We start from the raw sequence: 12,749 nt of genomic DNA on the forward strand, positions 1-12,749 counted from the left end.
CGGCCGTCGCCTTCGGCGCGCTGCTCAGCCAGGGCATCGGCGACACCATCCGGGTGTCGCTGAGCGCGCCGCCGGCGGAGGAGGTCAAGGTCGGCATCCAGATCCTGGAGTCCCTGGGGCTCAGACAGCGGCGCCTGGAGATCGTCTCCTGCCCGTCGTGCGGCCGCGCGCAGGTGGACGTCTACAAGCTCGCCGACGAGGTCACCGCGGGGCTGGACGGCATGGAGGTGCCGCTCAGGGTGGCGGTGATGGGGTGCGTGGTCAACGGTCCGGGCGAGGCCCGCGAGGCCGACCTCGGAGTTGCCTCGGGCAACGGAAAGGGTCAGATCTTCGTCAAGGGCGAGGTCGTCAGGACCGTCCCCGAGTCCAGGATCGTGGAGACCCTCATCGAGGAGGCCCACAGGCTCGCCGAGCAGACGAAGTGAGTTGGGGAACAGCACGGCACGGACGAGAGGGGGCCCAGCGTGACCATTCTGGAGACGATCCGGGGACCACGCGACCTGAAGGCGCTGTCCGAGGCGGAACTCGGCGAACTGTCCAGCGAGATACGTGACTTCCTGGTGCACGCGGTGTCGCGCACCGGGGGGCACCTCGGACCCAACCTGGGGGTGGTGGAACTCTCCGTCGCGCTCCACCGGGTCTTCGAGTCACCGGTCGACCGCATCCTGTGGGACACCGGCCACCAGAGCTATGTGCACAAGCTGCTGACGGGCCGGCAGGACTTCTCCAAGCTGCGCGGCAAGGGCGGGCTGTCCGGCTACCCCTCGCGCGAGGAGTCCGAGCACGACGTCATCGAGAACAGTCACGCCTCCACCGCGCTCGGCTGGGCCGACGGCCTCGCCAAGGCCCGCCAGGTGCGGGGGGAGAAGGGCCATGTGGTCGCGGTCATCGGCGACGGCGCGCTGACCGGTGGCATGGCCTGGGAGGCGCTGAACAACATCGCCGCCGCCAGGGACCGCCCGCTGATCGTCGTCGTCAACGACAACGAGCGCTCCTACGCCCCGACCATCGGCGGTCTCGCCAACCACCTGGCGACCCTGCGCACCACCGACGGCTACGAGAAGGTCCTCGCCTGGGGCAAGGAGGTCCTCCAGCGCACCCCGGTCGTCGGCTCCACCCTCTACGAGTCCCTGCACGGCGCGAAGAAGGGCTTCAAGGACGCCTTCGCCCCGCAGGGCATGTTCGAGGATCTGGGCCTGAAGTACGTCGGACCGATCGACGGGCACGACATCCAGGCCGTGGAGTCGGCGCTGCGCCGCGCGAAACGCTTCCACGGCCCCGTCCTGGTCCACTGCCTCACCGAGAAGGGGCGCGGCTACGAACCCGCCCTCAACCACGAGGAGGACCACTTCCACACCGTCGGCGTGATGGACCCGCTGACCTGCGCGCCGCTCACCCCGGCGGGCGCGCCGTCCTGGACGTCGGTGTTCGGCGACGAGATCGTGCGGATCGGTCAGGAGCGGGACGACGTCGTGGCCATCACGGCCGCCATGCTGCACCCGGTCGGCCTCGGCGCGTTCGCCGAGCGCTTCCCGGACCGGGTGTGGGATGTGGGCATCGCCGAGCAGCACGCGGCCGTCTCCGCGGCCGGCCTCGCCACCGGCGGACTGCACCCGGTCGTCGCCGTCTACGCCACCTTCCTCAACCGGGCGTTCGACCAGCTGCTGATGGACGTGGCCCTGCACCGCTGCGGGGTCACCTTCGTGCTGGACCGGGCCGGTGTCACCGGCGTGGACGGGGCCTCCCACAACGGCATGTGGGACATGTCCGTGCTGCAGGTGGTGCCGGGCCTCAGGATCGCCGCCCCGCGCGACGCCGACCAGCTGCGCACCCAGCTGCGCGAGGCCGTCGCCGTGGACGACGCGCCCACCCTGGTCCGCTTCCCGAAGGAGTCCGTCGGCCCGGTCGTCCCCGCGGTCGACCGCGTCGGCGGTCTGGACGTGCTCCACCGCGCCGAACGTCCCGAGGTGCTGCTGGTGGCCGTCGGTGTGATGGCACCGGTGTGCCTGCAGGCCGCCGAACTGCTCGAGGCCCGGGGGCTCCCGTGCACCGTGGTGGACCCCCGCTGGGTGAAACCCGTCGACCCGGCCCTGCCCGGCCTCGCGGCCGAGCACCGTCTGGTGGCCGTGGTGGAGGACAACAGCCGGGCCGCGGGCGTCGGTTCGGCCGTCGCCCTGGCCCTGGGCGACGCCGATGTCGACGTGCCCGTACGGCGGTTCGGCATCCCGGAGCAGTTCCTCGCGCACGCCAAGCGCGGCGAGGTGCTGGCCGACATCGGTCTCACGCCCGTCGAGATCGCCGGGCGCATCGGCGCGAGCCTGGCCGTCCGCGACGCGGGCGGCACAGCCAAGGAGAGTGAATGACCACCGAGTTCGACCTCGGCGCGCTGCTCGCCGAGCGCGGAGCCGAGCGCTACGAGCTGCACAGGCGCCACCTCAACCCGCAGCTCCCGCGCATGCTCCACACCATCGGCTTCGACCGGGTCTACGAGCGTGCCGAGGGTGCCCACTTCTTCGACGCGGAGGGCAACGACTACCTGGACATGCTCGCCGGTTTCGGTGTGATGGGGCTCGGCCGTCACCACCCGGTCGTCCGCAAGGCGCTGCACGACGTCCTCGACCTGGACCTCGCCGACCTCACCCGCTTCGACTGCCAGCCGCTGCCCGGCCTGCTCGCCGAACGGCTGCTGGCGCACAGCCCGCACCTGGACCGGGTGTTCTTCGGCAACAGCGGCACCGAAGCGGTCGAGACGGCCCTGAAGTTCGCCCGGTACGCCACCGGCAGGCCCCGGGTCCTCTACTGCGACCACGCCTTCCACGGCCTGACCACCGGCTCGCTGTCGGTCAACGGCGAGGACGGCTTCCGGGACGGTTTCGCCCCGCTGCTGCCCGACACCGCCGTGCCCCTCGGTGATCTCGACGCGCTGGCCCGGGAGTTGCGCAAGGGAGACGTGGCCGCCCTGATCGTGGAACCGATCCAGGGCAAGGGCGTGCACGAGGCCCCGCCCGGCTATCTGCGGGCCGCGCAGGAACTGCTGCACCGGCACAAGGCGCTGCTCATCGCCGACGAGGTGCAGACCGGCCTCGGCCGCACCGGCGACTTCTACGCCTACCAGCACGAGGACGGGGTGGAACCGGATCTGGTGTGCGTGGCGAAGGCGCTGTCCGGCGGTTACGTCCCGGTGGGGGCGACCCTCGGCAAGGAATGGATCTTCAAGAAGGTCTACTCGTCGATGGACCGCGTCCTGGTCCACTCGGCGAGCTTCGGCTCCAACGCCCAGGCGATGGCGTGCGGCCTCGCCGTGCTGTCGGTCATGGAGAACGAGCAGATCGTCGCCGGGGTCCGCACCACCGGCGAACTGCTGAGGTCCCGGCTGCGGGAGCTGATCGACACCTACGAGCTGCTCGCCGACGTGCGCGGCCGGGGCCTGATGATCGGCATCGAGTTCGGCCGGCCCTCCTCGCTGAAGCTGCGCAGCCGCTGGACCATGCTCCAGGCGGCCCGCAAGGGCCTGTTCGCGCAGATGGTCGTCGTGCCGCTGCTGCAGCGGCACCGCATCCTCACCCAGGTCTCCGGCGACCACCTGGAGGTGATCAAGCTCATTCCGCCGCTGATCATCGACGAGTCCGACGTGGACCGGTTCGTGGAGGCCTTCACCGCCGTGATGGACGAGGCGCACAGCGGCGGCGGCCTGATGTGGGACTTCGGCAAGACGCTGATCAAACAGGCGGTGGCGAACCGCTGACCGCGGCGCTTCACATGAACCGGAAGAGCGGCATGAAGACCCAGAAGGGATAGGCGAACGCGATCGCGCCGAGGACGGTGCCCGTGACCGCGAGCCACATGCGGCCGATGCCGAGGCGGGCGTAGTGGACGCCCGAGAGGCCGAGGACGACGGCGAGGGCGCCGCCGATGATCATCACGGGGAACAGACCCAGGGTGAGCCAGGGGAGCAGGCCCGTCGCGGCCCCGATTCCGAGGAAGAGCGAGGTGGGGCCGAGGGCGACTGCGGGTGAGTCGTCCCGGCCGGGTGCGGAGCGGGCAGGCATGGGATCCCCCTGGTGCGAACGTCCTGTTTTGAACGTGTTCAAATCCTGGGGCCGATCGTAGCGAACGGTGCCGGAGCCGGGGAAGGGGGGTGGGGCCGAGCCTTTTTGCCTCTCGGGCAACGAAATTGCCCCACAGGTAAAACTGGGGCTCAATGGAGGCATGAACGCCTCAGACGCCGGCCCCCCGACGGACCAGGGCGGCGACCTGCCCGCCGTCGCGCCCCAGCTGCGCGCACTGCGGCGACGCGCCGGCCTCACCCTGGAGGCCGCGGCCCGCGCCGCCGGGCTCTCGCCGGCTCATCTCTCCCGGCTGGAGACCGGGCACCGGCAGCCGTCGCTGCCGATGCTCCTCGCACTCGCCCGTATCTACGGTACGACCGTCTCCGACCTGCTCGGCGAGACGGTCGCCGACCGGGACGCCATCGTGCGTGCCGCGGACATGGAACCGACCCGGGCGGGCGGCTGGACGTACGTCCAGGCCGGAGCCTCCGGGCGCGCCATGCAGGCCCTGCGCGTGCGGGTGCCGTACGGCTCGCAGGGCGACATCGTCCGCGTCCACCCCGGCGAGGAGTGGCTGTACGTCCTCAAGGGGCGGCTGCGGCTGCGCCTCGGCGACACCGGGCACCTGCTCGCGCCCGGCGACAGCGCCCACTTCGACTCGCTCACCCCGCACCGTCTCGCCGCCGAGGACCACGACGGCGTCGATCTTCTGTTTGTCCACACCCTGCTGCAGAGCCCCACGGCCACGCTGTGCCTGGGGCCGCTGACCGGAGAGCTGCCATGAGCGACCTGGAAACCAAGTTCCCCCGAGCCCTGTGGATCCGGCTGATCATCTACATCGCCCTCGGCCACGTCCTGGCCGGATTCCTCTACCTGCTGTTCGCCGTGGGCGCCAAGGGCTGAGGCGATCGGGCGGGTGGCCTCATGCCTCGGCCGTGAAGGTGGCCTCATGCCCTCGGCCGTGAAAGGGGGCGGCCCGCCCGTCTCGACCGCCCCGCCCGGCGGTCCGGCTGCCCCGGGTCGCCCGACGGGGGTCAGTCCAGCAGGCGCTCGCGCAGCCGGTCGCGGGACTGCGGGGTGAGCCCGAGGCCCTGCTCCAGGTAGCCGTCGACGCCGCCCCAGGTGTCGTGGATGCTCTCGAAGGCCGCCTGGAGATACTCGGCGCGGGCGTCGAAGAGCGGGTCGAGCAGCTCCATCACCTCGGGTGTGTACGCCGTCCGGGCGCTGCCGCTGCGGCGCACCTTGTAACGGCGGTGCTTGGCGTTGGACTCCAGGTAGTCGGCGACGATCGCCTCGCGCTCCACGCCCAGCGCCAGCAGCGTCACGGCTATGGAGATGCCCGCGCGGTCCTTGCCGGCCGCGCAGTGCATCAGGGCGGGCACGCTGTCCTCGACGAGCGCGTGCAGCACCCGGGAGTGCTCGTCGGTGCGCTCCGTGACGATCTTCCGGTACGAGGCGATCATCCGGTCCGCGCCCTTGCCGCCCGCCAGGATGCCGCGCAGCTGGTCGAGGTCGCCGTCGCGGACCATCTTCCAGAACTCGGCGCCGTCCGCCGGGTCGCTCAGCGGCAGGTTCACGTTCCGCACGCCGGGCAGCTCGACGTCCGGGCCCTCCAGCTTCTGGTCGGCCGCGTTGCGGAAGTCGAAGACCGTGTGCAGGCCCAGGCCGGCCAGGAAGACCGTGTCCTGCGCCGTCGCGTGCGCGAGATGGCCGCTGCGGAACAGCACTCCGTAACGCACCCGCCGCCCGTCCTCGGTCGGCAGCCCGCCCACGTCACGGAAATTTCGCACTCCGGCCAGTTCGGGCTCGGTCGACGGGACCTGCTGCGTCACGGGGGCTCCTCCCGGTCGGCCCCGCCGTCGCGGCTCGTCGGCAGGCGCTCCGACGACGATACGACATCGGTTTCCCCGGGCAAGGAGTTGCCCGCGGTCATTGTCAGCAGGGGCGCACGGGCCTGATGATGTTCGCACTTGAGCGGATCTGTTGGCACCTGTGAGGTCTCGATGGCGGACATCGCCGAAGACGGTCGTACCTGGCTCCTGTCGGGGCCCACCAGCAGTTATGCCCTGCATCTCACCGACGCGGACGACCTGCTCCACCTCCACTGGGGGCCGCGGATCACCCTGGCGGACGCCGAGGCCCTGGCCGCGGACCCGCTGCCGGGCTACTGGCCCTTCGAGTCCCCGCTCGACGGCCGCGAGGAGTACCCGGTCGAGGGCGGCCCCCGCTTCGTCCGCCCCGCCCTGTCCGTGCGCACCGGGGAGCGGCGCGGCACCGAGTGGCGGTTCGTGTCCCACGAGACCGAGGACGAGGAGCTGCGGCTGCGCTTCGACGACGACGGGCTCGCGATCATCCTCCACTACCGCATGCGCGGCGACGTCGTGGAGCGCCGGGTGACCGTGCGCAACGGCGGCCACGCGCGCGTGGAGCTGCTGCGGGCGGACGCGGCCACCTGGACCCTGCCCGACCGCGAGGGCTGGCGGCTGTCCCAGCTGCACGGCCGCTGGGCCGCCGAGTCCCGGCTCACCACCGCCCCGCTCGGCCCCGGCGAGAAGGTCATCGGCAGCCGCCGGGGCCACACCGGCCACCAGCACCTGCCCTGGGTCGCGCTGGACACCGACGCCACCGAGGAGCGCGGCGAGGTCTACGGCTGCGCCCTCGGCTGGTCCGGCTCCTGGCGCATCGCGGTCGCCCACCTCCCGGACGCGCGCGTGCAGATCACCGGCGGCGCCGGCCACGACGACTCGGGCCTGCTGCTCCTCGAGCCGGGGGAGTCGTACATCACGCCCCTCTTCGCCGGGCTGTGGAGCGACACCGGGTTCGGCGGGGCGAGCCGCGCCTGGCACGCCTACCAGCGGGCGTACGTCGTCCCGGACGCCGGACGGGACCGGCCGGTGCTGTTCAACTCCTGGGAGGCGACCGGCTTCGACATCTCCGAGGAACAGCAGCTCGCGCTCGCCCGCCGGGCCGCCGGGATCGGGGTCGAGCTGTTCGTGGTGGACGACGGCTGGTTCGGCGCCCGTACCGGCGACCGGGCGGGGCTCGGCGACTGGACCCCCAGCCCCGGCCGCTTCCCGCACGGCCTCAAGCCCCTCGCCGACCAGGTGCACGGCCTCGGCATGCAGTTCGGCATCTGGGTGGAGCCCGAGATGGTCAACCCGGACAGCGACCTGTACCGCGCCCACCCCGACTGGGTGCAGTACCAGCCGGGACGCAGGCGGACGGAGCTGCGCAACCAACTCGTCCTCAACCTCGCCCGCGAGGACGTCCAGGAGTACGTGTGGGAGCAGTTGCACGCCCTGCTCGCCGGCGCCCCGGTCGACTATGTGAAGTGGGACTTCAACCGCTGCTTCACCGACGCCGGCTGGCCCGGCGAGCCCTACCCGCAGCGCCTGTGGGTGGACCACGTCCGCGCCCTGTACGCCCTGCTGGACCGGCTCCGCGCGGCCCATCCCGGCGTCGCCTTCGAGTCCTGCTCGGGCGGCGGCGGCCGGATCGACCTCGGGGTGATGGCCCGCACCGACCAGGTGTGGACCTCCGACAACACCGACCCGCTGGACCGGCTCTCCATCCAGCACGGCTTCAGTCAGATCCACCCCGCCCGGGTCATGGCAGCCTGGGTCACCGACAGCCCGAACACCCAGCTCAACGGCCGGGTCAGCTCGCTGCGCTTCCGCTTCGTCAGCGCCATGGCCGGCGTACTCGGCGTCGGCGGCGACCTCACCGAGTGGACCGGGGAGGAGCTGGCGGAGGCCCGGCGGTGGGTGGAGCTCTACAAGGAGATCCGTCCGGTGGTGCAGCGCGGCGAGCTGTACCGGCTGCGGCCGCCGACGGGCGGGCTGAGCGCCGTCCAGTACGTCCTCGGGGACGAGGCGGTCGTCCTCGCCTGCCTCCAGGCCCAGAGGTACGGCGAGCCGGTGCCGGCGCTGCGGCTGCGCGGACTCGATCCGTCGGCCGCGTACGCATGCCGCGAAACGGGACAAGTGCACCGAGGGGCGGTGCTGCTGCACCACGGGCTGCGCACCGGGCTCACGGGCGACCTGGACGCGGCGGTCGTCCGGCTGCGCCGGATCTGAGTGTCGTCGCTCCAACAGCCGCGACGGCGGCCGTATTCCTGGATCGCGCACTCTTCGGGAGTGGCTCTTGTCACCGTTCGTCAACACCTGCCTACGGTCGCGTAAGTCACAGTCGAAGGTGAATCATGGTCCGACGTGGCAGACGATTCGAAGAGTGACAACAGATCAGTGATCGGGTCGTACGTGGCGGTGGGGGACAGCTTCACCGAGGGCGTCGGCGACCTTGGGCCCGACGGGGCGTTCGTGGGCTGGGCCGACCGCTTCGCGGTACTGCTCGCCGACCGGTGCCCCGAGGGCGACTTCCAGTACACCAATCTCGCCGTGCGCGGGAAGCTCCTGGACCAGATCGTGGCCGACCAGCTCCCGAAGGCCGTCGAACTCGCCCCGGACCTGGTTTCCTTCTGCGCGGGCGGCAACGACATCATCCGGCCCGGCACCGACCCGGACGAGGTGGCCGAGCGCTTCGAGCGGGCGGTGGCCCAACTGGCCCAGACCGCGGGCAGGGTGCTGGTGACCACCGGCTTCGACACCCGGGGCGTCCCCGTGCTCAAGCATCTGCGAGGCAAGATCGCGACGTACAACGGGCACGTCCGCGCCATCGCGGACCGGTACGGCTGTCCGGTGCTCGACCTGTGGTCCCTGAAGTCCGTGCAGGACCGCAGGGCCTGGGACGGCGACCGGCTCCACCTCTCTCCCGAGGGGCACACGCGCGTGGCGCTGCGCGCCGGACAGGCTCTCGGCGTCGACGTGCCGGCCGACCCGGAGCAGCCCTGGCCGCCGCTGCCGCCCCGCGGCACGCTGGAGGTCCGCCGCGACGACGTCCACTGGGCCCGCGAGTACCTGGTCCCGTGGATCGGCCGCCGGCTGCGCGGCGAGTCCTCCGGGGACCACGTCACGGCGAAGGGCGCGCTGTCACCGGACGACATCAAGATGCGCATCGCCTCGGTGGCCTGACCCGTACCGGTGTGCCCCGTACCGCGCGCGGTGTGCGGTGCGGGGCACGCGTGCGTGGCGCGGGCGGGCCGCGCGGGGGCGCGCGGGGAACCCGGGGCGCGCGGGCTAGCGCTCGGCCGGAACGGCCCGGTCCAGGCCCAGTTCACGGGCGAGGGCGTCGTCGACCCACTGCTGCGCCCGCGACCGCGGCACCGAACCCGGGTACGAGGTCAGCTGCACGGCCAGCCCGTCCAGCAGCGCGGTCAGCCGCAGGGCGGCGCCGGCCGGGTCGGCGCACGTGAACTCGCCCGCCGCCACACCTTCGGCGACGACCTCGGCGAGCGCCGCCTTCCACTGTTCGTCCAGCTCCCGCGTGACGTCCCGCAGGGCGGGCTCGCGCAGTGCCACGGCCCAGCCCTCGATCCACAGCCGCCGCCCCTTGGCCTGGCCGGTCGGCGCGTACCAGCGCACCGCCGAGCGCAGTCGGCGCAGCGCCGACGTCCGCCGGCCGAGCAGCTTGCGCAGGTGCGCGAGATCGTCCTCGGCCGCGTAGGCGAACGCGGCGGCGACCAGCTTCTCCTTCGTCGAGAAGTGATACAGGACCAGCGCGTTGCTCACGCCCAGCGCGGCGGCCACGTCGGCGATCCTGACCGCCGCCACCCCCCGCGCCTCGATCTGCTCGATGGCGGCACGCAGCAGCTCCTCCTGCCGCTCCGCCACGCTCAACCGCACTCTCGCCACGCGGTCACCCTACACAGCCCCGTGGAGCGGCGCCGACGGCCTCGCGGCACCCCGGCGCGGCCGGCGCGACGCCATCGCCCTACTGACTGCTCGTTCAGTCAGTGGCCGGCCCCGGCCGCTGCCGCGGCCCCCCGCTCACCGGTACCAGCCGAAGCGCTCCGCGATCACCGGCAGCCGGTCGGTCACCAGGGCGTGGGCGGCCGCGCGCGGGGTCGTCCCGTCGGCGTCCGCGCGGTCGAGCATCAGGCCGACGAGGGCCCGCATGGAGCGGCGGATGTGGGCGAACGCCTCGTCGGGGTCCGCCCCGATGTCACCGAACAGGGTCCACCACCACCAGGCGTTGGTCCCGGAGTTGACCACCACGTCGGGCAGCACCGTCACCCCGCGCGCGGCCAGCGGCTCCTCCGCCTCCGGAAGGACGGGCATATTGGCGGCCTCGACGATCCAGCGGGCGCGGATCCGTCCCGCCTGCGCGGCGTCGACCGCGTACGACACGGCGGCCGGCACCAGGACCTCCGCGTCGGCGGACAGCCAGGCGTCGCCGGGCAGTTCACGGTCGCCGGGGCGCAGCACCCGGCGGTCGACGGTGCCGTACGCGTCCCGCGCGGCCAGCAGCGCCTCGACGTCCAGACCCGCCGGGTTGGCGACGGTCCCCTTGACGTCGGCGACGGCCACCACCGTCAGCCCCGCGCGGGCGAGGAACCGCGCGGTGGCCCCGCCCATCGTGCCGAGCCCCTGTACGGCGACCCGGGTGCCCCGGTACGGCACGGCCGCCCGGTCCAGGGCGGCGAGCACGGCCTCGGCGACCCCGCAGCCGCCGGCCAGCTCGTCCAGGCCGATGCCGTCGACCTCCACCGCGAAGGCGGCCGCGAGCCGTTCGCGGGCCGCCGCCTCGTCGTCCAGCAGCGGATACACCGCCTGCACGCAGGAGACCAGTCCCGCCTCGGCCGCCGCGCGGTCCACCAGGTCCTGGCTGAGGCCGAGGTCCTCGCCGGTCGTCCAGCAGCTCTCGACGTACGGCCGCATGGCGCGCAGATACCGCACCAGCAGCCCGTACGCCCGCGGGTCCTGCGGGTCGCAGTCGATGCCGCCCTTGGCGCCGCCCAGCGGGACGTAGCGGCCCTCGGGGTTGTAGTGGAGGGCCTCCTTCATCGTCATGCCGCGGGCGAGCCCCGCCACCTCCTCCAGGGTGCAGCCGGGCCGCATGCGCAGCCCGCCGCTGGCCACCCCGCGCACCAGCCGGTCCACGACCAGGAAACCGCGGCGGCCGGTGACGTGGTCGGTCCAGACGAGCGACATCAGGGGGGCGGTCATGGGGTCTCCTCGGGGGCGGTGCTCGGGACGGGGCCGCCTCCCAGGGGGCGAGAGGTGCGTGCCGGAGGGCGCGGGAACGGGCATTTACTGAACTGCGGGTCAGTATCGGGAGGTGCTCGCCGGCCTGTCAACGCGCCGGACGGCCCTTCGGCAGTGCCGCCGGAGGAGGGTGTGACCCCGGGTTGCCGCAGGGGCCGACCATAATGGAGGGCCTCAGCCACTCCACCGGGAGGTACCGTGACCGGTCTGCGTTCCTCGAGCTCCGGACTCCGCGTGCCGCGGCCTGCGGCCTTCGGCGCGGACCCGGGCGGTGAGCGCCTGGCACGCATCCGCCGCTCCCCCCACTTCAAGGACGGCGTCTTCCAGAATCCCGGCGGCAGTGCGCGCACCCGGCCCTCCGGCTCCGCACTGGACTTCGCCAAGGTCTTCTTCGACAGGGACACCCGGCCGCTGCGCGCCCCCGAGGGCACCGTGCCGGTGCACCCCACGACCTACGCCGACCTGGCCAGGCCGCCCGCCACCGGACTGCGGCTGACCTGGATGGGCCACTCCAGCGTGCTCGCGGAGATCGACGGCCGGCGGGTGCTGTTCGACCCCGTCTGGGGCGAGCGCTGCTCCCCGTTCCCCTTCGCCGGCCCCAAGCGGCTGCACCCGGTGCCGCTGCCGCTGACCGCGCTCGGCCCGGTCGACGTGGTGGTCATCTCGCACGACCACTACGACCACCTGGACCTGCCCACGATCAAGGCGCTGGCCGGCACCGACACCCTGTTCGCCGTGCCGCTGGGCGTCGGCGCCCACCTGGAGCACTGGGGCGTCTCCCCGGACCGCCTGCGCGAACTGGACTGGCACGAGTCCGCCGAGGTCCGCGGGCTCACCCTCACCGCCACCCCGGCCCGCCACTTCTGCGGCCGCGGCCTGCGCAACACGCAGCACACCCTCTGGGCGTCCTGGGCGGTGGCCGGCGAGGAGCACCGGATCTTCCACAGCGGCGACACCGGCTACTTCGACGGCTTCAAGGACATCGGCGCGGCCCACGGCCCGTTCGACGCCACGATGATCCAGATCGGGGCGTACAGCGAGTTCTGGCCCGACATCCACATGACCCCCGAGGAGGGCCTGCGCGCCCACCTCGACCTGCAGGGCGGAGCGCCGCACGGCGCGCTGCTGCCGATCCACTGGGGCACCTTCAACCTGGCCCCGCACCCGTGGGCCGAGCCGGGGGAGTGGACCAAGGAGGCGGCCGGGCAGGCCGGCCAGGCCGTCGCCCTGCCCCGGCCCGGCGAGCCCTTCGAGCCGGAGGGCAAGCTCCCCGCGGAGCCGTGGTGGCGCGGCGCGTCCGGCAGCGACCGCCGGACCTGGCGCTCGGTCGGCGCGTTCGTGGCCGAGCCGCCCGCGCGCGCCTGACGCGCCCTCACCGCCCCGGTCGAGTCAAGGCCAAGGCCGATACGCTCCGTGACGGAGGGTGGGCCCCGCCCCGGGGGAGCCTCCGGCGCGACGACGCCCGGAGCGAGCGGGCAATCAGCTGAAAACGGACGGATGTCTTCAGAACCAACACAGTGGACGCGAGCAACTGAGGACAAGCCCTCGGCCTATTAGTACCGGTCACCTCCACACGTTACCGTGCTTCCAGATCCGG

Annotated in this window: 12 protein-coding genes; 8 read left to right on the forward strand and 4 right to left on the reverse strand. The window is 72.7% G+C overall.

Annotation, left to right across the window (positions count from 1 at the left end; genetic code table 11):
* From AB0N17_RS43825 to AB0N17_RS43835, 3 genes are all read left to right on the forward strand, one after another.
* Positions 1-425 (forward strand): flavodoxin-dependent (E)-4-hydroxy-3-methylbut-2-enyl-diphosphate synthase (locus AB0N17_RS43825; RefSeq protein ID WP_366017293.1); only part of this gene is annotated, 425 nt, incomplete at its 5' end.
* Between the two features lie 39 nt (positions 426-464).
* Positions 465-2,363 (forward strand): 1-deoxy-D-xylulose-5-phosphate synthase, encoded by a 1,899-nt coding sequence (gene dxs, locus AB0N17_RS43830; protein WP_366017294.1) that lies wholly within the window; start codon positions 465-467, stop codon positions 2,361-2,363.
* Positions 2,360-3,745 carry an aspartate aminotransferase family protein gene (locus tag AB0N17_RS43835; RefSeq protein ID WP_366017295.1) on the forward strand — a complete coding sequence of 462 codons (1,386 nt, stop codon included), beginning with the start codon at positions 2,360-2,362 and terminating at the stop codon, positions 3,743-3,745. The genes dxs and AB0N17_RS43835 overlap by 4 nt, the downstream gene beginning before the upstream one ends.
* A gap of 10 nt (positions 3,746-3,755) precedes the next feature.
* Here the strand turns inward: AB0N17_RS43835 and AB0N17_RS43840 are convergent, their stop codons facing one another.
* Complete coding sequence (locus tag AB0N17_RS43840) at positions 3,756-4,049, reverse strand: hypothetical protein (RefSeq protein ID WP_366017296.1); 294 nt, start codon at positions 4,047-4,049, stop codon at positions 3,756-3,758.
* A gap of 160 nt (positions 4,050-4,209) precedes the next feature.
* Between AB0N17_RS43840 and AB0N17_RS43845 the strand changes: the two genes are divergently transcribed.
* Together AB0N17_RS43845 and AB0N17_RS43850 are read left to right on the forward strand one after the other, a co-directional pair.
* Positions 4,210-4,833: an XRE family transcriptional regulator gene (locus tag AB0N17_RS43845; RefSeq protein WP_366017297.1), complete on the forward strand. Its 624-nt coding sequence runs from the start codon at positions 4,210-4,212 to the stop codon at positions 4,831-4,833.
* The gene (locus AB0N17_RS43850; RefSeq protein ID WP_366017298.1) at positions 4,830-4,952 is read left to right on the forward strand and encodes a DUF6126 family protein; all 123 of its coding nucleotides are present in this window, start codon (positions 4,830-4,832) and stop codon (positions 4,950-4,952) included. The genes AB0N17_RS43845 and AB0N17_RS43850 overlap by 4 nt, the downstream gene beginning before the upstream one ends.
* A gap of 131 nt (positions 4,953-5,083) precedes the next feature.
* On the opposite strand, the gene AB0N17_RS43855 is transcribed toward AB0N17_RS43850, so the two are convergent.
* Complete coding sequence (locus AB0N17_RS43855; protein ID WP_366017299.1) at positions 5,084-5,881, reverse strand: tyrosine-protein phosphatase; 798 nt, start codon at positions 5,879-5,881, stop codon at positions 5,084-5,086.
* A gap of 171 nt (positions 5,882-6,052) precedes the next feature.
* Here AB0N17_RS43855 and AB0N17_RS43860 point away from each other — a divergent pair, with 171 nt between their 5' ends.
* Both AB0N17_RS43860 and AB0N17_RS43865 read left to right on the forward strand, forming a co-directional pair.
* Positions 6,053-8,125, forward strand: a complete 2,073-nt coding sequence (locus AB0N17_RS43860) for an alpha-galactosidase (RefSeq protein WP_366017303.1) — start codon at positions 6,053-6,055, stop codon at positions 8,123-8,125.
* A 168-nt stretch (positions 8,126-8,293) separates the two neighbouring features.
* The gene (locus AB0N17_RS43865) at positions 8,294-9,079 is read left to right on the forward strand and encodes an SGNH/GDSL hydrolase family protein (RefSeq protein ID WP_366017304.1); all 786 of its coding nucleotides are present in this window, start codon (positions 8,294-8,296) and stop codon (positions 9,077-9,079) included.
* A gap of 105 nt (positions 9,080-9,184) precedes the next feature.
* Here the strand turns inward: AB0N17_RS43865 and AB0N17_RS43870 are convergent, their stop codons facing one another.
* Together AB0N17_RS43870 and AB0N17_RS43875 are read right to left on the reverse strand one after the other, a co-directional pair.
* Positions 9,185-9,799 (reverse strand): TetR/AcrR family transcriptional regulator, encoded by a 615-nt coding sequence (locus AB0N17_RS43870; RefSeq protein ID WP_366017300.1) that lies wholly within the window; start codon positions 9,797-9,799, stop codon positions 9,185-9,187.
* Between the two features lie 135 nt (positions 9,800-9,934).
* Positions 9,935-11,113, reverse strand: a complete 1,179-nt coding sequence (locus AB0N17_RS43875) for a Glu/Leu/Phe/Val dehydrogenase dimerization domain-containing protein (RefSeq protein WP_366017301.1) — start codon at positions 11,111-11,113, stop codon at positions 9,935-9,937.
* Between the two features lie 237 nt (positions 11,114-11,350).
* Here AB0N17_RS43875 and AB0N17_RS43880 point away from each other — a divergent pair, with 237 nt between their 5' ends.
* Positions 11,351-12,517: an MBL fold metallo-hydrolase gene (locus AB0N17_RS43880; RefSeq protein WP_366017302.1), complete on the forward strand. Its 1,167-nt coding sequence runs from the start codon at positions 11,351-11,353 to the stop codon at positions 12,515-12,517.
* Positions 12,518-12,749 lie beyond the last annotated feature (232 nt).

The sequence above is a fragment of the Streptomyces sp. NPDC051133 genome, assembly GCF_040682635.1.
Classification (GTDB): Bacteria; Actinomycetota; Actinomycetes; order Streptomycetales; family Streptomycetaceae; genus Streptomyces.

What these genes read in the sequence shown, in the direction of transcription:
- AB0N17_RS43860 (WP_366017303.1), top strand. Translation starts at nt 6,053, where the DNA reads ATGGCGGACATCGCCGAAGACGGTCGTACCTGGCTCCTGTCGGGGCCC.
- AB0N17_RS43840 (WP_366017296.1), bottom strand. Translation starts at nt 4,049, where the DNA reads ATGCCTGCCCGCTCCGCACCCGGCCGGGACGACTCACCCGCAGTCGCC.
- AB0N17_RS43850 (WP_366017298.1), top strand. Translation starts at nt 4,830, where the DNA reads ATGAGCGACCTGGAAACCAAGTTCCCCCGAGCCCTGTGGATCCGGCTG.
- AB0N17_RS43875 (WP_366017301.1), bottom strand. Translation starts at nt 11,113, where the DNA reads ATGACCGCCCCCCTGATGTCGCTCGTCTGGACCGACCACGTCACCGGC.
- AB0N17_RS43835 (WP_366017295.1), top strand. Translation starts at nt 2,360, where the DNA reads ATGACCACCGAGTTCGACCTCGGCGCGCTGCTCGCCGAGCGCGGAGCC.
- AB0N17_RS43845 (WP_366017297.1), top strand. Translation starts at nt 4,210, where the DNA reads ATGAACGCCTCAGACGCCGGCCCCCCGACGGACCAGGGCGGCGACCTG.